Raw genomic sequence first — 17,740 nt, 5'->3', positions numbered from 1 at the left:
CTAAACGTAGCGGGCGAAGTCGGCGAAAAAGCGGGCTGTCGAGACCGATTAGGAACTCTCGGGGGCGACAGTCGCGCCCGGCTCGCTGCTCCCGGTGTCGCGTTTGCGCCGGTTCTGGATCACGAGCACGGCGAACAGCGCGAGGCCGGCCCCGCGGAGTGCCAGATCCAACAGCAGCGCGTCAGGGGAGAGCGTCACGCCGACCAATCCGAGCAGGTCGAAGACGCTCGCCGAGAGAAGCCCTGGTGCCATCAACAGCAGGGAGCTGAGCGCGAAGGCGGCCCGACTGACCGAATCGACGCGGGTGTAGAGCGTCCCGATGACGGTCGCCCCAAGGGCGATCACCCCGATGAAGACGCCGACGACCGGGATAAGTATCTCCGGGATAGAGTAGGAGAGTTCGGCCAGATCGCTGAAGCCGACGACGCGGTACTGATCGCGGATCGGTAGCTCGGCGGCGTTGGATTTCTCACGCAACAGGACGATCCCCGGCGCGAGGACGAACGCGAAGGGGACGATCGCCTTGTTCAACGACAACGAGAACGCCTTGATGCCCGTCTCGAAGGGATCGGATTTGGCGACCCCGCTGGCGGCGTAGGCGGCCACCGCCACCGGCGGCGTGATGTCGGCGATGACACCGAAATACAGGATGAACAGATGCGCCGCCAACAGCGGAATCCCGAACTCCACGAGCGGGCTCGCCAGCATCGAGATCAGGATGATGTAGGTCACCGTCGTCGGCATCCCCATCCCGAGGATGATGCTGGCGACAGCGGTCACCAACAGCATGACGACGATGGAGCCACCCGACAGCGCGAGCAACAGCGAGGTGAGATTCGGCCCCAGTCCGGAGACGCTGATGACGCCGGGGATGATGCCGGCGGCGGCGACAGCGATGACGACCGGGACGGCGGTGCGGGCACCCTCATCCATCGATTTGACGACGAACACACCGAGGCGAGCGGGCTGGCTGTCGATATCGCGGCCGACCGCCTCGGTCGTCTGCGTGACCTTGGGATTGAGGTCGAGGAACGTCGCATCGAGATTCGGCTGCGAGAGCAGCGTGATCGCGCCGGCAACCATCATATACCAGCCGATCTTCGGGGCAACGACACCGACCGCCTCACCGAGCGGCAGCCCCGCGCCGGCACCGCCGACAAGTCCGGTGACCGGGACGCCCGCAAGGGTGTAACTCGCCACTTCGAGGCCGACGACCGCGGCGAGGACGCCGAGGAGTCGGCCCCGCGTCTCCTCGCTGTACGCCGAGACGACGGCGATCAGCGCGACCAGGGCGACGAGGGTAAACCACGCCGACCGCGACACCGAGAGCCGCTCGATGATAAGGTAGTACAACAGCAGGCCGATCGGAACGAGGTAGAACCACCCGCGTGTGAGATGCTCGCCCATCGAGACGGTCTCCTCTTCGAGCCCGCCGATCCCCTCCTGGACGGCCTTGAGATGCACCATCACCCAGACGCCGAAAAAGAAGACGACCGCCGGAACCGTCGCCAGAAGGATGATCTCACGGAACGGGGTTGCGGTGTACTGCACCATCAGGAAGGCGGCCGCACCCATCACCGGTGGGAGGATCTGCCCGCCGGAGGACGCCGAGGATTCGACCGCACCCGAAAACTCCGGGGAGTAGCCCGACCGCTTCATCAGCGGGATCGTGAACGCGCCGGTCGTCACCGTGTTGGCGATCGATGACCCCGAGATCGTTCCCATAAAGCCGCTGGCGAGGATGCTCGCCTTCGCCGGGCCGCCTTTGCGTTTGCCGGTCGCGGCGTAGGCGAGATCGATGAACCACTGGCCCGCGCCGCTCATTTCGAGGAACGACCCAAAGAGGATGAAGATGTAGATGAAGCTCACCGACACCGTCACCGGAATCCCAAACACGCCGTTTTCGGTGTTGTACCAGAGGTTTTGGATGATGTCGGGCCACGTCAGCTCCGGGATCGCCAGCAGCCCAAGGAAGGGCGTCCCGCTGTTGATGAGGTAGCCCCACCGCGCATACACGATGAAACTCGCCACGATGAGCATCAGCGGGAGGCCGAGCGTCCGGCGCGTGGCTTCGAGCACCAGCAGGATGCCGATCACGCCGAGGGCCATCGCATAGGAGTACTCGCTGACGAACGGCACACCGCCGAGGATCGGATCGAGGAACGTGTAGATCGCCGTCACCGGCCGGCCGGCGTCGATGCCGAACACCCGCATGTTCTGGATCTCGGCAAACTCCGTCAGGAAGTAAAACGCCGACAGCACCGCCCCAAGGATACAGACCAGGTCGAAGACCGTGACCCGCTCCATCTCGGGATCGAGAAACGCCCACCGAACCCCACGCCGCAGTCCCGCCGCCGCCCGCGTCAGCGGGTTGTCCGCGCCGAACTGCCGCCGCAACGCGGGGACGACACGGCCGAGAGTACGGACGACAAACCCGTCGCCGGTACTCGCCGGGAACAGCAGGAACGTGATCGCCAGCGCGAAGGCGACGTGAACCGCGTTGGCCTGCAGCAACTGCAGGGAAATCTCCCAGTCGGCGACCAGCGGCAGCGGCACGGTAAACGTGAAGCTCTTGGCCGCCAGAAACAGCTGAAAGACCGAAAACAGGATGCCGATGGCCGCGACGGCGACGGCGGCGACACCCTGCAGCGACCGCCGGCGTTCGATCTCGTCGATCAGCTCGTCGGCTTCCGCCTGGGAGAGTTGGTCGTCCGGTTCGTCGCCGCCGTCGGCGTTGGGTGCTGTACTCATGGGATGCGGTCGATGGGGGATCGGTGTTCGATATGAATCCGAACGTCGCGGGCGTCGGTCGCGGTGACGAGATCATGTCGGTCGCCGTCGACAATCAAAGTATGGCCGGCGATCCGGCCGGGCGACACCGACAGGCTGTCGAGTTCGGTGATCGGCTCCTCGGGGGCGTAGACGAAGGTTCCGTTGACGGTGGTGACGTTGACGCGGGCGGGCAACCCCCAGCCGTAGGATTCGAACTCCATGCGGGTGTTGACTAACGTTTCGCCGTCGACGCGGTAGCCGTCGTAAACGCGGGTTTTCTCGACGCTGTGGGTGTATTCGAGTGCGACGGTGCTACCGTTGTCGACCGGCTCGGTGAGATACTGCTCGCCGGTCGCGGTGTCCTCGACAACCAAGACGCGCTCGGCCGACAGCGTCCCGACAAGGCCGGCTCCGAGGGCTGTCGCTACGAGAACGAGGAGGAGCCACCGTCGCCCGGCCGCGCCGTCAGCGGACGCGGTCAATCGGTTGTGAGCCACTGATGAACCCGGAGTTGCCTGTCGTTTCGGTTCGAGCATCGAGGCCGTGCGGTGGTCGATCCGCCCCCATCGATGCTCGGTCGATCACGCCGACAGCGACGGACAGCGAACACACCGGTGGCGGCGTCGCCACCACATCACACACAGTCAGGCGTCGAAGTACGCCGCTGCCCCCTCGTGAAGCTCGATGGACATGCCGTCCTGAGCACTGTCGACGGTGATGAAGTCGGTCTTGATCGACAGCTCGCCGAGGTTGTCGAAGATGGCTGCGGTGACTGTCTCGACGGTGTCGGCGTCGACGCCGCTGTGAGTGGCGATCATCGCTTGGACGGCAACGGTTTCCACGTCCTCCTCGACGCCGCTGTAGGTGCCGCCGGGGATGGTGTCGTCGGCGAACCACGAGGCGTCGGATTTGATCGTCTCCCGTGTCTCGCCGTCGATGGGGACGATCTCGATGTCGTTGGTGTTGGCCAGGTCTTCGATCGCGCCGACCGGCCAGCCGCCGACGACGAAGGCGGCGTCGATGTCGCCGTTTGCGAGCTGTTCGGACGCCTGCGAGAAGCCGGCGTTCTGCTCGGAGTAGTCGCTGATCCCGGCGGATTCGAGGATCTGGTTGGCGTTAACTTGCGTCCCCGAGCCGAGGTCGCCGGTGTTGATCGTCGCGCCGCTGAGGTCGTCGATAGTCGAAATATCGCTTTCGGCTAGCGTGACGAGCGTGATCGTCTCCGGATAGAGGGTTGCGACGCCCTGGAGGGATTCGACGGGACTCCCGTCGAAGGCATCGATCCCCTCACCGTTCTTTGCGAAGGAGGCGATGTCGTTTTGAATGAGCGCGAAGTCCGCGGACTCGTCGGCGAGGCTGCCGACGTTTTCGACGCTTGCGCCCGTCGACTGGACGTTCAGCGAGAAGTCCGTGTTGGCCTCGACGATCGTCTTGATCTCGTTGGACAGCGGGAAGTAGGTTCCGCCGGTGCCACCGGCGTGCCAGCTCAGCCGGTTGCCGCTGTCGCTGCTCCCGTCACCACCGCCACCGCCGGCACAGCCGGCGAGAGCCGCGACACTGGTAACGCCCGTTGCTTGGATGAATCGTCGTCGTGTCTGATCCGTTGGCATACATTCACATATATAATCCTCACCATATATAATCACGTATGCTATCTGTCAATGAATCAATCAGTGCACATCGGTCATATCTGGGAGACCACCATCCTGTGTGCAAAACTGTACCCGTGGTACCGCTACGGTCGTCAGCATCGAAGCCGCTTTCAGGAACCTCGTCCAACCGAAAGATATGCACGTCGGTGCCCACGTTTCGATCTCCGGCTCCCGGGTCTCCTCGGATAGCGAGACCCCCGCCTACGACGATGTTCGCAACGCTGTCGACCGCCAGCGCAACTTCGGCGGCAACTGCGGGCAGATCTTTACGACCTCGCCGCAGGTCTGGCAACAGCCCGAAATCAGCGACGACGCAGCCGAAGGGTTCCGCGACCTCACGGCCGAGAAACTCGACGGGCCGTGGGTGATCCACGCCTCGTATCTCGTCAACCTCTGTACGCCGAAAGACGACCTCCGGGAGAAGTCCCGCGAGAGCATGCAGGCCGAACTCGATGCGGCCGACAAACTGGGGGTTCCGTACGTCAACGCCCACCTCGGTGCCCACACCGGCGCGGGCGTCGAGGGCGGCCTTGACAACGCCGCAAGCGTCATCGACGAGCTCGATGTCCCCGACGGCGTCCAGATCCTCATCGAGAGCGACGCCGGCAGCGGCACGAAACTCGGCGGTGAGTTCAACCACCTCGCCGGGATTATCGAGCGCACCGACACCGAGATCGGGATCTGTATCGACACCGCCCACACGCTCGTCGCCGGCAACGACCTCACGACGCCGGAAGCGGTCGACGAAACGATCGAGCGGTTCGACGACGTGGTCGGCCTCGACCACCTCGAATACATCCACCTCAACGACTCGAAACACGACGTGGGCACCCACAAGGACGAACACGCGCTGATCGGCGAGGGCTACATCGGCGAGGACGGCATGCGCGCCATCGTCAACCATCCCGACCTGCGCGAGTTGCCGTTCGCCCTCGAAACGCCGACCGAGGACGGCAAAGGCTTCGCGTGGAACATCGAACGCGTCAAAGAACTCCGTAACTGACGGTGCGCCGGTTTTCAGCCGACTACCTCAGCCGCACGCGCGAGGGGATGTGGGCCGACTCCCGGGACGCCCTTGCGGATCTTGATCTGTCGAACCGCGAACGAATCCTTGATGTCGGCTGTGGCACTGGCGAACTGACGCGCGTCTTGGCGAGCGAGTCCGACGCCGAAGTCGTCGGTGTTGACGCCGACCGCCGGCTGCTCGATGTTGCCAGCGAGTCAGTTCCCTGCGTCGCCGGCGACGCGCTTCGCCTGCCGGTTGCCGACGACAGCGTCGACCTCGTCGTCTGTCAGGCTCTCCTCATCAATCTCCCCGAGCCAGCCGCCGCCCTCCGAGAATTCGCCCGCGTCTCGACCGACTTGGTCGCCGCCATCGAGCCGAACAACGCCGCCGTCAGCGTCGATTCGACCGTCGACAGCGAGGTCAACCTCGAAGCCCGCGTCCGCAAGGCCTACCTCCGCGGTGTCGACACCGATGTCGCCCTCGGCGAGCAGGTCGAATCGCTGTTCGACGAGGTCGGAATCGCCCCGATATCGACCCGGCAGTATGACCACGAGAAACGCACCGAACCGCCATACAGCGATGACGCCCTGCGGAGCGCAAAACGGAAAGCCAGCGGCGAGGGCCTGGCCGACCACGAAACCGAACTCCGCCGCGGCGTCGACAACGGAGAGACGTATGACAGCCTTCGGCGGGCGTGGCGCGAAATGGGCCGAGAAGTTATCGCGCAGATGCAAGACGAGTCCTACGAGCGCGTGGAGACGGTGCCGTTTACCGTGACTGTTGGACAGGTCGATAGCGACGCGAAAATCGAGTAATCAGTATGTTTCGGCTGGAACGCTCAAGGCCTCAAAATCATCGACGTTGTCGGTGAGCACCGCGTCATCAAGTACGGAGGCCATCGCCGCGATGTAGGCATCGTTCGAGCCAACACCCGCATCGCCGCCGACAGTGTCGTCCGCTTCGGCGAGCAGTTCCCCGGCCACGCGGGCGATTTCGTCGTCGACGCTGACACGGGGATACCCCAGCAGTCGATTACGAACCTCCTGTTCGGTCGTCTCGCTTCGCGCCGTGGCAACGCCGTAGTAGGCCTCGGCCACGACCGGCGTCGGCAACCACTGCATTTCGCCGCGTTCGACGAGTTCGACACCTTTCGAGAACGCGTCGTCGTCACCGGCCATCAGATCGAACAGGTACGACGAGTCGATTATCATTCGGATCGCTCGTCCTCAAACGCCTCTCGTGCAGTACTGAACCGATCGCGGTCACCGCTGCGGAGCCGCTGGACGGCCGTTTTTGCTTCTTCGGCCTCGGTTTCGGAGAGCAGCCCAGCGACATCGGAGGGATCCGGCCCGCGTGTCATACGGCGCAACGTCTCCTCCATCGTCTCGTCGGCTCGCTTGTGACCACTGAGCCACTCGTGGTACTCTTCGGAGACACGGATCGTTTTGACCATGTGTATATTTCGATATACGCATCTAAGAGCCTTACGCCGCCAAAAAAAGGGATATCCCCTTCAAGCGGTAACGGTGTCGGTGTCGGGTGAAGAATCAGTCAGCGGCATATCGACGTTGATTTCGTCGTACCAGACGACTGGCCGTTTGGAGCGGCCCTCCTCGACGAGTTCGACGAGCCCGTAGGTTTCGAGTTCGTTGATGTTGTCGAGTATGTCCGGCGGGTTTCGGTCGACAATCCGTGCCAACTCGCGGAGGCTCTCGGGTTCGTGGGTTGTGATCGCTTCAAGCAGCCGGAGGTTGGTGGGCCGGAAGACCCGGCCGAAGGTTTCGAGACTCTCGACAGCAAGCGTCGCATCTGCTGGCTCGATATCCTCGCCGGCGTCGATAGCGGCGAGTCGGTCGTCGAGATCAGCGCGATCCGTCGGTGTATCGACTGTGACGTATAACGTGTTGGTCATGAGTGGGCTATGGATTGTGCTCAGATCACATCTCCGCGCACGCTTGCACCGGTCTGTTCGGTGCGGTAGCGGCTGACGGTGTCGGCGGCCTCGCTTGCGGTATCGGCGTCGACACCCAGCTGTTCGAGCGCGCCCGACAGCGTTGGAAACGGGAGTTCGCCGCCACGAAGCTTGTCGAGGAGGTCGTCGTCCCACTGGCCGTCGACCCACAGACAGACGCCGCGCGGATCGAGAATTTGTTCGTAGGACTCACGGTCGAGTGCGCCGCGCAGCCGCTGGGTAACGTTTTCGTCAAAGCTCGCGTTGCAGACTTCGAGGTGAATCGGTTCGTCGTCACCGAGCAGGTGGGCAGCCAGACACTTCTCGGGGGCGGCGTGGCCGTTGTCGTTGGCGCGGATGTACTCTGGATATTTTTCGGCCCACTCGGCGTCAACGCTCTGGCCGATGCCTTTGACGCCGTGTTGGTCGTAATACTCCTCGGCGGTGTCGCTGTCGCCGCGCAGCAGGATGTCCTTCGTGAGGTAGATGTCGAGACGATCGATCGGATCGAGCCCGAGGGCGACATCACCGTACACCCAGATCTCCCGGACTGGCACCGGCATCGGCTCGTTTTCGACCGTTTCAATGAACTCGACGACGCGGTCGATGGCGGCGTCGCGGTCGAGTGTCGCCTCGCGTGTCATTGCTGACCCTGGGATCGCAGGCCACAAACCGGTTTCGACGCATCAGTAATCGATGGAGCAAGCACTGTGGTATGACGATATAAATGAAGACGATGTTTGATTCGATATTTATAATACTAAAAATTAATTAGAATTATTTGAAATGAAAAATTCTGATTCTGTGTTTTATTGCTTATATACTTGGGTTGTCTACATAATCGGTATACATCTGGAAAGAAGCCCCCCATGTAGAGTCCTCATTGTCTACTTTTCCCCACCATTCAAAAGTTCCATCCGGTTTCATTGTCATATCCGCTTGAAGTTGGGTTCGTTTTGTGGTGGCATCTTCATATTTTGTGAGTTGCGAGTACGATTTGCCGTAGGCATTATCTCCTGGGTATCCGGTTTCTTTCCATCCATTACCTTCGAGATCCCACTGATGGACATCGTATGTTATCCAGTGGGTAGAATATGAGCCGGAGCGGTCAACGACTTCACTGTTTGAGCTGTTTGCTTCCCACTCATAAGTCTGGATGTGCCTAGCACGGTCACTTATTAACTGTTCATTCGTGTCTGCTTGAGCATGGATACCTCCCTCAAAGTTTTGTAGAAGGTCTTCACCAGAGTCTTCAGTTAGAAGTTTTATATTAGAATTTAAATTGCTTTTTGATGAAATACTTGAAGCAGCTTCATTGGATCCAGTATCTTTTGATCCAGAAGCATTACCAGATCGACCCTTGTCGCTACTATTTTTATTTGCGATCGGAACAACTTCAACTGCTAATTGATCTGACTCTGTGTTAGGCGTGATACCGGAACGGATAGAAAATCCGTTTGGATGATTCTTTGCAGTTGCACTACTGCCAGAGACAACGTAGCTTACACGACCTGTTTCGTATTTTTGGACAGAGATCGTATCGATATTTTCGATACCCGAAATAGTAGGATCAATGTGTTCTAAACCGGTCGTATTATTCTCAACTGCTCCTATTTGTGTAGCGGTCACATCCTCAGTAGCGGATTCATCGGGAATACTAATTGTTACTTCCTCTACTACTTCTGGAGTTGGATTTGATTCTGCACTTGTTGTACCTATTCCAACCGAAAACAACCCAGTAGCAGCAATTGTTTGAAGACAGGTTCGACGTTGAACCTTGCTCTCGCTACCTTTTTTTGAGCGATTGTTTTTGTCTACCATATGTTGACTCCAGTGACTGTTTAATTTGCTAACATTAAAGTGTTGTGTTATTAACCATATCATTTTTACAAATAAGTAATAGGTAATCATTAGAACACAGTTTGTTTCAAAATTTTCAACACTGGCCCGCAATCTATATGTGATACAATAATCAAAACAGAACAACATGAACAAAGAACTATTTCGATGGATACTCGCAACAGCACTTCTTGTTGGTCTAAGTGGTGTTATACTAACCATACTGAGCCTTCCGGGATTTATAAACGGGACAGCAATAGCGATTGTAGTCGGCTCGCTGTTGCTATGGTGGGCAACCCATCTCGAAGAATAATAGCTGTTGCAAATAGATGTGCTGTAAACCGTTGAATCGCCACCCAACTGCAGGTCAAACCGATTTCGACGTAGTGTCAACGTCGATTTTTTGGCATAGCAGTTGATTATTCAACCGAGAGACGAGCGTATGTGACAGACCAAAGCTGGCCGTATGACAAGCGGATTGGCAATGTTCGAATAATGATGTGAGATCCGTATCGGTGTAGAAAGCCCTCGACACGCTCGACTCCCGCGGCTCTCACGGCTCCCGTTGGTCACCATTCGAGCGGATCGCGGTCTCCCTACGGTCGACCGCGCGCTCGCTGCGCTCCTCGCTCACTGCGTTCGCTGCGGTGCTTACGTCGCCGGGATTTGTCGAGCAGTCCCGCCCTTTCAGTCCGCCAAGGAGCGGTGATTCACTCCGCAAAACAGCGTGTTTGCTGGCTTATTCGAATCGCCCGGTCACAGGAGCGAAACGGGTATCCCAGCCGGCCGGCAACGCTCCGGTAATGGAGTGCGACAAATGCGACCGTGACGCCGTCATGCAGGCGGCGTACTCCGGCGGCCATCTCTGTGAGACGCATTTCTGCCGGTCGGTCGAGAAACGTGTCCGACGCCGGATTCGAGCGGATACGCTGCTCGATCCCGAGGCGACGCCCGAACACCCGGAAACGTGGGTGATCGGCCTCTCAGGTGGCAAGGACAGCGTCGTCCTCACACACATCTTAGATGAGACCTTTGGGCAGGATCCCCGCATCGAGATGCTGGCGTTGACGATCCACGAGGGGATCGAGGGCTACCGTGACGAGAGCGTCGACGCCTGCGTCGAACTCGCCGACGATCTGGAGATGCGCCACGAACTCGTCAGCTACGAGGAGGAGTTCGGGATCCGCATGGACGATGTCGTCGAGGATGACCCTGAAGACATGGCCCCCTGCGCCTACTGCGGCGTGTTTCGACGTGATCTCTTGGAGGAGTACGCCGACGAGTACGGCGCGGACAAACTGCTGACCGGCCACAACCTCGACGACGAGGCCCAGACCGCGCTGATGAACATCCTGGAGGGCGATGTCAAACAGATCGCCAAACACTTCGATGCGAGCATCGGTGACTTCGAGGAGCGCGCCGAGCAGGACGATTTCGTCCCGCGGGCCAAGCCACTCCGGGATATCCCTGAAAAAGAGGTTGCCCTCTACGCCCAGCTCATGGAGTTGCCCGCCCACATCACCGAGTGTCCCCACGCCAGCGAGGCCTACCGCGGCGAGATCCAGGAGCTGTTGTGGGAGCTGGAGGAAAACCACCCCGGAACGCGGCACTCGATCATGTCGGGCTACGAGGAGCTCGCGGAGCTGGCGGCCGATCGGTATGGTGGCGACGACGAGGAAAACGACGATCTCAGCGAATGCGAGCAGTGTGGCTCGATGACCGGCAGTCGGATCTGCCGGAAATGCCGGCTGTTGGAGTCGATTGCGGCGGTATAAGCAGCAACGCGTGGTCGACCACCTCGTTAGACGTGACGACCAAAGTGTATTGGTGAAAAAACGGTGACAGCTAGCGGATGACGTCGAGACCGTTGTTCTGTTCGACCTCTTGCTTGCCGCCGTCAGACTCCCAGGCCGCGGTGTCAGAGCTGACGTTCGTGCTGGCGTCGAACTCGGCGGGGTCGCCTTCGATGCTGGCGCGTGACTGATCGGCCTGTTTTTGGGTCGTCGAGCCGAGCACCTGCGCGCTCTGGACGCCGGTCATGATCGCCATGACGCGGACTTTGCCCTTGTATTCGTCCTGGATCCGGGCGCCCCAGATCACGTTTGCACTCGCCTCAAGTCGTTCGGTGATGTTGTTGGCGATCCCCTCGGCCTCCTTCAGCGTGAGGTCGGGGCCGCCGGTGATGTGGACGAGCCCGCCGCTCGCTCCGCGGTAGTCCACATCCAACAGTGGGTGGTTCATCGCGTCGCTGACCACCTCTTGGGTCTTGTTTTTGTCCTGGGTTTCGCCGACCAGCATGACGGCGACGCCGCCCTGGTTCATGATCGTCGACATATCCGCGTAGTCGAGATTGATGAGGGACGGCTGGGTGATCGTCTCGGAGATCCCCTTGACCGTCTCGGCGATGATCTGATCCATCACCGAGAACGCCTTGCCGATCGGGAGGTTCGGGACGTAGTCGAGCAGGCGGTTGTTGTCGAGGACGATGATCGAATCAGCGGTGTCGCGGAGCTGTTCGAGCCCTTCCTCGGCTTTGACCGTCCGAGCGCGCTCGACGTTGAACGGCGTCGAGACCATGCCGACGACGATCGCGCCCTGTTCTTTGGCGATATCCGAGATCACTGGGGCCGCACCGGTGCCGGTGCCGCCACCCATGCCGGCGGTCACGAAGACCAGGTCGGCGTCGCCCAGCACTTCCTTGATCGTCCCCTGGGCCATCTCGGTGGCGCGTTCGCCCATCGAGGGGTCGCCACCCGCGCCGAGCCCCTGGGTGAGGGATTTGCCGACGAGGATCTTCGTGTCGGCTTCGATCATCTTCAGATGCTGTTTGTCGGTGTTGATGGCGACGGTTTCCGCGCCGTCGACGCCGATGTTGTACAACCGGTTGACCGTGTTGTTGCCCGCGCCGCCCGCGCCGACGATGACGATCCGTGGATCGCCGAACTCGTCGTCATCGTCGAAGCTGGCGTCCATATCACGGTCTTCTGCTTCCGCGTTGTCGAGGGCGTCTTGGACGATATCCTGCATCGTTACACCTTTGCCCAGCTGCGCTCGCTTTTGTTTCGCCGCGGCTCTGTACTCTCGGTCTCGTTGAGCATCTCTCGGACGGCCGACCGGATCGCCTCACTCCGGTTTGGGAACTGGCCGGTTTCGACCATTTCCTCGACCTCGTCGATCTGCTGCTTTGGAATTCGTAGTGTCACACGCTCCATGGTTACATTCCCCGGTAAGACAGTCGGCGACGCCGACAGCCCTACAGCGTGCCACGGATGGGCATGCTGTAAGACGGTTGTCTTACGCAGTCGTAACACTATACCGAGAGTATATAAATTTACTGGCGGATGTAAGACATTCCGCCTATCGTAGCAGACACGCAGCCGTGAAATCGGGGGAAGTGTCTGTCATCCGTTGTCCAACACGTCGGCCGCCGGGGTGCGACGACCACAGCCGGGACAGAACGCCCAGTCCGAGCGGAGCTCGTCGCCGCAGTCACAGAACAGCCGGCGGGAGACCTTTTCGCCGCAGTTCGGGCAGTACACGTGCTCGCTGTCGACCTCCTCGCCACACTGACCGCAGCTGTGGGCGGCGTCCTCGCCGTCCGCTGGCTCCGGTTGTGGGTCGACCTCGGCGTCAGGCGTCTTACGCTCGACCGTGTGATCGGTGACGGTGGACTCCTCGTCGACCCCCTCAAGCGTGATATTGACCGATACGTCGGTGCCGGAATCGGCCGGATCGCGGCGGGTCGCCAGCGCGGAATCGACGCGTCCGGCGACGAGGCGGTCGATTCGCTCGTCGATGAGGGCGTCGATCGACTCTGTGTCGGACGTGTGCGCGTGTGTGTCCGTCGTTTGCGCGGTTGTCTCACGTTCCGACCCGTCGAGGTACTGGCGGAGAGCCTCCCGCATGACCTCGGATTTCGAGGCGTCGAAGGCCTCTAACCGGCCGACGAGGTCATCGTCGGCGCGGAACGTGATCTTACTCATGTGGAACAGATGTGTTACACAGGGTAATCAATCTTCCCACTCTGTCAGACATCTGTCGTCGGCGCGCTTGGAACAGAACCCTTAATTGTACGACCGGGATACGAAAGAGTGCCCGCCCTTAGCTCAGCCTGGTAGAGCAGTCGACTGTAGATCGACTTGTCCCCCGTTCAATTCGGGGAGGGCGGATTTCCGTTCCAGTCGATTCGGTGCCGAGGTAATCACGGGACAGCGCAGCATCCCTCGTGCAATTACCGCAATCCGCCTGTGAGTTGAACAGGTGACCAGGCTCGGGGTCATACTGTCGTGCCTTCGCGTATAGCCGAAGGTGTCGAGAGAACTTGGTTCTTCGGTGAGCTTGACTCTTCTACTCGGTCGAAGGGCGCGCCACCTCTTTAACGGAATAGAACACTACGCGCGCATCGGGCAATCGAATCCTCTGGCAATACCATTGCTCACCTTTCGGGGAAGCACAGGGATTGCGGAACTTTCCCATATTAGAATATCATATGTCACACTTCCGCAAAGCTACTCCTGCCCCCACGTGCTTCTTCCAGAGACGAGCGGCTATGGAGTGAGTCCTCTGTATGTACAAACTATGTGGGGGTCACACGTCTTCTTTCTCGGTATCCCGACCGAGGGAGTAATTCAGGAACACCAGCCCGAGAATGAGCTGAGTGTTAGGGTCGCTTTTGAGGGTCTTCTCGTGGACTTCATTCCACGCTCGCTCCATCGCGCCGCTTTCGATGAGAGTGGCCATTATCTGTCTGACTGAGAGGTCGGCTTCGACTATGAACTCGGATGATTCCTCAAGATAGTCTGCTATCTGCTCTTGGACGTTGATGTGTTTGAATCCAGAGTACACAATCTCTTCCGCCTCATCTGATAACTCGGTGGTTATTCCCTCACCTCGCGAGAATCCATCTATTTGCTCTTGAGGCGACATACTTCCAATTAAGTCAATCTCGATACTGTAGAAGTCGGTAAATGCCTTCTCAACCTCTCGCGCGCGTGTCTTTGGATATGGTTTTTTAATTGTATCTGTGTTGAAGTAGTCTGAAAGGAATCGTTGAGAGTCAAGACTAAATATCACATCACACAGATTTCTACCGTCAATCGCCTTAACGTTCAGCTCATTAGCTATCTGTTCTGCTTGAGACGTGAATGAACTTGTTGTCACTATGATAACAGCGTCGACATCACTCTCTTGTCGTCTGAGACTATCGTACTGCTGAACATCTCGACTGCTTATTTTATTGCCCTCAGCCCATCTCTTTGCCTGAATAAGCTGTTTCTGCTTGAATGGGGTACTCTGTTTAGCGATAATATCAATACCTCGGTCTCTTGAATCAGGCGTCTCTGTCGTTTTCCAGCCTCGTTCTTCCCATACGTCAGCAATCAAAGATTCAAATTTGCCTCCGTCCATCTGACGAAGCTTAGAAAGAAGTTCGTCACGGCTTAGCTTCATTGAACTACGATGTGCGTGAACCGATAATAATTCTTTGACCCATGCGGATACATTACGCCCCTTCGTCGTTCAGCAATCGCTCAGGATAGAGGTCAGAGATTAGTCCGATAACCTGGTATTCGAGTTGTTCGAGCGGAACCTCAAAATCGTGGTATAGGCCGACATCCTCTTTTCGCCACGCCTTCGTCCAGAAGTACGTCTGTCGTCGGAGTTGTCTCCCCTCGTTGAAGAGCCGGTCGGCCCACTTCTCATACTTCTGCTTCTGGTTCTTGTCGTGGTCGAAGATGACGGTACTTAGATTCCCGATGTGGTAGTAGTGACCGTCTCCCCATCGAGCGAATTTGCCAGTGCTACTCCCTCGGAGGCCGCGCAGGTTTGCGCTCAGACCTTCACCGTCTCGTCCGTATTTGCCTGCCTTTCCAACGTATAGTGGAATAACATTTCCATCCTCCAACCAGTACATCACGTAAATCAGGCCGTCGTAAGTGTCGTCAGAGGTCGACCAATCGTTGATTACCTTCCGTCCTTCTTCTCGAACGAGGGTTTCCATCTGCTCGCTTCGTCTCAGGATTCGTCTGTCGTCCTTCCCGTAGTTCTTGTACTGGACGGTGAGAGTTTCATCTGTCTCGAAGAGTGGGGCGGGACTTCCTGTATCGACGTAGCGGTCAGTCCACTCCTGCCAGATGTCTTCTTTCGTCGTCATACGATTTCCCACGTAATGATGGCTCCCTGCTGATGCACTGGATGACGTAACCCATCGAAGTGAGCCACGTTCCTCGTCTCAACCTCGAAGTCATACCAGTAGTCGACATCAAGAGCAAACTTCTCTGCGACAGCTTCGGGACTCATCCGTTCGTATGACTCGTCTTCGGGCTCGTAGTATAGGCCAAGTAGTCCGCCGTGTTCCTCAAAACCTGCCTCGTAGAGCTTTTGAGCGTCTGTCAGGAGGGTCGATGTCGTTCGTTCGGGGAAGGGACTGAAGACCTTCGCAAAGCTGTTCGGGTCGATATTTCCGTTATCGTAGCGGAATCGAAGGAGCTTCGCCTCGACCGGAATCTCGGTCTCCTCGCTATCGATGAAGAGGTCGACCCGTTGCCCTCCATCGATGTACGGCTCTTCAGTCTTGATAGAGTAGCTGGTGTTTCCTTCGAGAGCATCTCGGAGCATCTCGACTTGTCGCTCCTCCTCGAAGGGGCCGACACCCGCTTGCCATCGGTCGTGTTCCGCCTCTGCGTCTACTGCTGGAACCACCGAAGCGAAATCGTTTGCGAGATTCGTGAGCAAGTCCGACGTATCCATTACTTGCACAGAGGGCGACGGTCGTTAAATTTTCTTACCCCGCGTGGAGACTATATCTATTCCCGATTCAGTTGAAACTACGACAGGGTAGAACAATACTTTTAGTGATTGCCAGAGAAGAGTGTGGTAACTAATAACAGATATGTCGGAAACAAATGAGCAGAGAAGGGCTTCAGAACTCGCACAAGAATTGGAAGAAGATACCAGTCGACTAACCGAATCTTATCAAGGTGATGGTACTACCAATCAGCCAATTATCGAATATCTTGAAGAGAATGAAGATATTAAATATATCCTCACGGCTTCGATAAAACCTATTGCTGTTAATGACAAAGGTTCTGGTGAAACACTACCTAAAGATGGAGAACCCACCTATGTCCTCACAGAGTCCAGAATCTTGGGTATAATGCCCAATGAAGAGGGTGACGAAATATACGAGATACCATTTGGTTCAGTATTAGATGTCGAAAATTATTTTGGGTGGACAAAGTGGAGAATGGAAATTAAAACGAATGATAATAATTACCATCTCTGGATTTCACCATCGGATAATCAGAAAGAGACGGTGAATAACGCAAGAGATTATATTCTCAAAAAGGCTGAGAAAAAAGGGCCAGATTCGAGTAGTGGTACTGATGATATAAATGAGGAGAGAACAAATTTAGATAATAGTCAGGAATCTCAGCAGAGTCCAATTGATACTGATAATATCGACCCAGAATACTCGTTCACGGCAAAAAAGAAGGGGATGAAAATTGAGGAGGACGGCGAAACAGTCCATCTTACTTCTGAAAAAGGTTCAAAGTCGAAGTTTGAATTCACCAATAAGCAATTTATCGCCTCGATACCACAGGAATCAGACGATGAGATATTCGTGGTGGATTATGGCTCTATATATAATGTAGATTTCTCGTCCAGTCTTCGTAAAAATCGAATAGATATTCGCACTGAGGATAGATTATATAAATTCTGGACCAAAGACAGTGTAGATTCAAATGAACTGATGGAATTGATAGCAGAAGGTGCTGGTGCAGAGTCATTCACAGTAAATGACCTATTATTTGAGGACGAGGATATAGAGAAAGAATATAATCTTACTACAAATGGAGTTGACTTGATGAATGCAGAAGAAGGTGAAAATACCCAATTAAGGCCTTCTAATGGGAATGAAGCAAAACTTGTTTTCACTGACAATCGGTTTCTGTCGGTAGTCCCTCAACATCTGGATGATAAGAAATTTTCTATCGATTATGATTCGATAATTGATATAAAATGTGAAACGGGACAAATCACTTTGTACGCTCCACCTGAAACATATCTGTTTTACGTTGGAGACACCATTAGTGAAAAGAAATTAATCCGATTCATATATGATAAAATAAAGGGGAACGGGTTCAATAAGCTCGCTGAAGAAATTAATAACGACGAGAAGATTAAGAAAATAACTACAGCAAAGAAGCACGGAATAGAAATTAGAGGGAATCATACAAAACCGGAAACCTTTGAGGCCAAATTTGTGTTTACCGATAGTAGATTCTTATCCTATATTCCACGTAAAGAGTCAAGTAAACTCTCCATCTTAGACTACGATTCGATAGTTGATTTTGAATCATCCTCTGGAATGACAAAAAATCGTATTGATATACATCGTGGTTCGACGACCTACAAATTTTGGACAACTGACAAGCCATCTCGTATAATCGCTAGTTGTCCAATCTGTCATAACGGCCCAATGGCTGACACGTAGTATTGAGTGAAAGCGGGTGAATCAGG

General features: G+C 56.8%; 19 protein-coding genes and 1 tRNA gene. 5 read left to right on the top strand and 15 right to left on the bottom strand.

Features of this window, described 5'->3' with window-relative positions; genetic code table 11:
• Window positions 1-48: 48 nt before the first annotated feature.
• From HKK80_RS09265 to HKK80_RS09250, 4 genes are read right to left on the bottom strand one after another with little or no spacing between them, the layout of a single operon-like run.
• Entirely contained in the window at window positions 49-2,751 is a 2,703-nt protein-coding gene (locus HKK80_RS09265; protein WP_411799314.1) for a TRAP transporter permease, read from the bottom strand.
• Entirely contained in the window at window positions 2,748-3,269 is a 522-nt protein-coding gene (locus tag HKK80_RS09260; protein WP_411799313.1) for a DUF1850 domain-containing protein, read from the bottom strand. The genes HKK80_RS09265 and HKK80_RS09260 overlap by 4 nt, the downstream gene beginning before the upstream one ends.
• The gene (locus tag HKK80_RS09255) at window positions 3,238-3,402 is read right to left on the bottom strand and encodes a hypothetical protein (RefSeq protein ID WP_411799312.1); all 165 of its coding nucleotides are present in this window, start codon (window positions 3,400-3,402) and stop codon (window positions 3,238-3,240) included. Before HKK80_RS09255 ends, HKK80_RS09260 begins: the two co-directional genes overlap by 32 nt.
• Window positions 3,403-3,416: 14 nt before the next feature.
• Window positions 3,417-4,382 carry a TAXI family TRAP transporter solute-binding subunit gene (locus HKK80_RS09250; protein WP_411799311.1) on the bottom strand — a complete coding sequence of 322 codons (966 nt, stop codon included), beginning with the start codon at window positions 4,380-4,382 and terminating at the stop codon, window positions 3,417-3,419.
• Window positions 4,383-4,560: 178 nt separating this feature from the next.
• On the opposite strand from HKK80_RS09250, the gene HKK80_RS09245 reads away from it, so the two are divergent.
• Together HKK80_RS09245 and HKK80_RS09240 are read left to right on the top strand one after the other, a co-directional pair.
• The gene (locus HKK80_RS09245) at window positions 4,561-5,427 is read left to right on the top strand and encodes a deoxyribonuclease IV (RefSeq protein ID WP_411799310.1); all 867 of its coding nucleotides are present in this window, start codon (window positions 4,561-4,563) and stop codon (window positions 5,425-5,427) included.
• Between the two features lie 2 nt (window positions 5,428-5,429).
• Window positions 5,430-6,245, top strand: coding sequence for a class I SAM-dependent methyltransferase (locus tag HKK80_RS09240; RefSeq protein WP_411799309.1), 816 nt, complete (start codon window positions 5,430-5,432; stop codon window positions 6,243-6,245).
• Here the strand turns inward: HKK80_RS09240 and HKK80_RS09235 are convergent, their stop codons facing one another.
• The 5 genes from HKK80_RS09235 to HKK80_RS09215 all read right to left on the bottom strand — a co-directional run bounded on the left by HKK80_RS09235 (window position 6,246) and on the right by HKK80_RS09215 (window position 9,202).
• Complete coding sequence (locus tag HKK80_RS09235; protein WP_411799308.1) at window positions 6,246-6,641, bottom strand: PIN domain-containing protein; 396 nt, start codon at window positions 6,639-6,641, stop codon at window positions 6,246-6,248. It lies immediately after the preceding gene.
• Window positions 6,638-6,883 (bottom strand): hypothetical protein, encoded by a 246-nt coding sequence (locus tag HKK80_RS09230; protein ID WP_411799307.1) that lies wholly within the window; start codon window positions 6,881-6,883, stop codon window positions 6,638-6,640. Before HKK80_RS09230 ends, HKK80_RS09235 begins: the two co-directional genes overlap by 4 nt.
• A gap of 60 nt (window positions 6,884-6,943) precedes the next feature.
• Window positions 6,944-7,342, bottom strand: a complete 399-nt coding sequence (locus HKK80_RS09225; RefSeq protein ID WP_411799306.1) for a hypothetical protein — start codon at window positions 7,340-7,342, stop codon at window positions 6,944-6,946.
• A gap of 20 nt (window positions 7,343-7,362) precedes the next feature.
• Entirely contained in the window at window positions 7,363-8,025 is a 663-nt protein-coding gene (locus HKK80_RS09220; protein WP_411799305.1) for a hypothetical protein, read from the bottom strand.
• 172 nt (window positions 8,026-8,197) lie between these two features.
• Complete coding sequence (locus HKK80_RS09215) at window positions 8,198-9,202, bottom strand: hypothetical protein (RefSeq protein ID WP_411799304.1); 1,005 nt, start codon at window positions 9,200-9,202, stop codon at window positions 8,198-8,200.
• 821 nt (window positions 9,203-10,023) lie between these two features.
• Between HKK80_RS09215 and ncsA the strand changes: the two genes are divergently transcribed.
• Complete coding sequence (ncsA, locus tag HKK80_RS09210) at window positions 10,024-10,995, top strand: tRNA 2-thiolation protein NcsA (RefSeq protein WP_411799303.1); 972 nt, start codon at window positions 10,024-10,026, stop codon at window positions 10,993-10,995.
• A gap of 70 nt (window positions 10,996-11,065) precedes the next feature.
• Here ncsA and ftsZ read toward each other — a convergent pair whose 3' ends face one another.
• The 3 genes from ftsZ to HKK80_RS09195 all read right to left on the bottom strand — a co-directional run bounded on the left by ftsZ (window position 11,066) and on the right by HKK80_RS09195 (window position 13,203).
• Window positions 11,066-12,247, bottom strand: a complete 1,182-nt coding sequence (gene ftsZ / locus HKK80_RS09205) for a cell division protein FtsZ (RefSeq protein WP_411799302.1) — start codon at window positions 12,245-12,247, stop codon at window positions 11,066-11,068.
• A 2-nt stretch (window positions 12,248-12,249) separates the two neighbouring features.
• Entirely contained in the window at window positions 12,250-12,432 is a 183-nt protein-coding gene (locus HKK80_RS09200; protein WP_142442972.1) for a ribbon-helix-helix domain-containing protein, read from the bottom strand.
• Between the two features lie 189 nt (window positions 12,433-12,621).
• Window positions 12,622-13,203, bottom strand: coding sequence for a double zinc ribbon domain-containing protein (locus HKK80_RS09195; RefSeq protein WP_411799301.1), 582 nt, complete (start codon window positions 13,201-13,203; stop codon window positions 12,622-12,624).
• Between the two features lie 112 nt (window positions 13,204-13,315).
• Here HKK80_RS09195 and HKK80_RS09190 point away from each other — a divergent pair.
• Window positions 13,316-13,389 (top strand) — tRNA-Tyr (locus HKK80_RS09190).
• Between the two features lie 418 nt (window positions 13,390-13,807).
• On the opposite strand, the gene HKK80_RS09185 is transcribed toward HKK80_RS09190, so the two are convergent.
• The 3 genes from HKK80_RS09185 to HKK80_RS09175 are packed head-to-tail and all read right to left on the bottom strand — an operon-like array spanning window position 13,808 to window position 15,967.
• The gene (locus tag HKK80_RS09185) at window positions 13,808-14,668 is read right to left on the bottom strand and encodes a restriction endonuclease (RefSeq protein WP_411799300.1); all 861 of its coding nucleotides are present in this window, start codon (window positions 14,666-14,668) and stop codon (window positions 13,808-13,810) included.
• A gap of 52 nt (window positions 14,669-14,720) precedes the next feature.
• The gene (locus tag HKK80_RS09180; RefSeq protein WP_411799299.1) at window positions 14,721-15,371 is read right to left on the bottom strand and encodes a hypothetical protein; all 651 of its coding nucleotides are present in this window, start codon (window positions 15,369-15,371) and stop codon (window positions 14,721-14,723) included.
• On the bottom strand, window positions 15,368-15,967 hold the full coding sequence (locus tag HKK80_RS09175; protein WP_411799298.1) for a transcriptional regulator: 600 nt from the start codon (window positions 15,965-15,967) through the stop codon (window positions 15,368-15,370). The genes HKK80_RS09180 and HKK80_RS09175 overlap by 4 nt, the downstream gene beginning before the upstream one ends.
• A 142-nt stretch (window positions 15,968-16,109) precedes the next feature.
• Here HKK80_RS09175 and HKK80_RS09170 point away from each other — a divergent pair, with 142 nt between their 5' ends.
• Window positions 16,110-17,714 carry a PH domain-containing protein gene (locus HKK80_RS09170; protein WP_411799297.1) on the top strand — a complete coding sequence of 535 codons (1,605 nt, stop codon included), beginning with the start codon at window positions 16,110-16,112 and terminating at the stop codon, window positions 17,712-17,714.
• The last annotated feature ends 26 nt before the right edge of the window (window positions 17,715-17,740 follow it).

The sequence above is a fragment of the Halonotius sp. F2-221B genome, assembly GCF_046719765.1.
GTDB lineage: Archaea > Halobacteriota > Halobacteria > Halobacteriales > Haloferacaceae > Halonotius.
This window is presented reverse-complemented; position numbering and strand designations above follow the sequence as displayed.

Bases quoted from the DNA above. Each gene is read 5' to 3' on its own strand.
- HKK80_RS09245 (WP_411799310.1), top strand. From the start codon at position 4,561: ATGCACGTCGGTGCCCACGTTTCGATCTCCGGCTCCCGGGTCTCCTCG.
- HKK80_RS09200 (WP_142442972.1), bottom strand. From the start codon at position 12,432: ATGGAGCGTGTGACACTACGAATTCCAAAGCAGCAGATCGACGAGGTC.
- ncsA (WP_411799303.1), top strand. From the start codon at position 10,024: ATGGAGTGCGACAAATGCGACCGTGACGCCGTCATGCAGGCGGCGTAC.
- HKK80_RS09225 (WP_411799306.1), bottom strand. From the start codon at position 7,342: ATGACCAACACGTTATACGTCACAGTCGATACACCGACGGATCGCGCT.
- HKK80_RS09185 (WP_411799300.1), bottom strand. From the start codon at position 14,668: ATGAAGCTAAGCCGTGACGAACTTCTTTCTAAGCTTCGTCAGATGGAC.
- HKK80_RS09265 (WP_411799314.1), bottom strand. From the start codon at position 2,751: ATGAGTACAGCACCCAACGCCGACGGCGGCGACGAACCGGACGACCAA.
- HKK80_RS09180 (WP_411799299.1), bottom strand. From the start codon at position 15,371: ATGACGACGAAAGAAGACATCTGGCAGGAGTGGACTGACCGCTACGTC.
- HKK80_RS09175 (WP_411799298.1), bottom strand. From the start codon at position 15,967: ATGGATACGTCGGACTTGCTCACGAATCTCGCAAACGATTTCGCTTCG.
- HKK80_RS09215 (WP_411799304.1), bottom strand. From the start codon at position 9,202: ATGGTAGACAAAAACAATCGCTCAAAAAAAGGTAGCGAGAGCAAGGTT.
- HKK80_RS09220 (WP_411799305.1), bottom strand. From the start codon at position 8,025: ATGACACGCGAGGCGACACTCGACCGCGACGCCGCCATCGACCGCGTC.
- HKK80_RS09235 (WP_411799308.1), bottom strand. From the start codon at position 6,641: ATGATAATCGACTCGTCGTACCTGTTCGATCTGATGGCCGGTGACGAC.
- HKK80_RS09170 (WP_411799297.1), top strand. From the start codon at position 16,110: ATGTCGGAAACAAATGAGCAGAGAAGGGCTTCAGAACTCGCACAAGAA.
- ftsZ (WP_411799302.1), bottom strand. From the start codon at position 12,247: ATGCAGGATATCGTCCAAGACGCCCTCGACAACGCGGAAGCAGAAGAC.
- HKK80_RS09250 (WP_411799311.1), bottom strand. From the start codon at position 4,382: ATGCCAACGGATCAGACACGACGACGATTCATCCAAGCAACGGGCGTT.
- HKK80_RS09230 (WP_411799307.1), bottom strand. From the start codon at position 6,883: ATGGTCAAAACGATCCGTGTCTCCGAAGAGTACCACGAGTGGCTCAGT.
- HKK80_RS09195 (WP_411799301.1), bottom strand. From the start codon at position 13,203: ATGAGTAAGATCACGTTCCGCGCCGACGATGACCTCGTCGGCCGGTTA.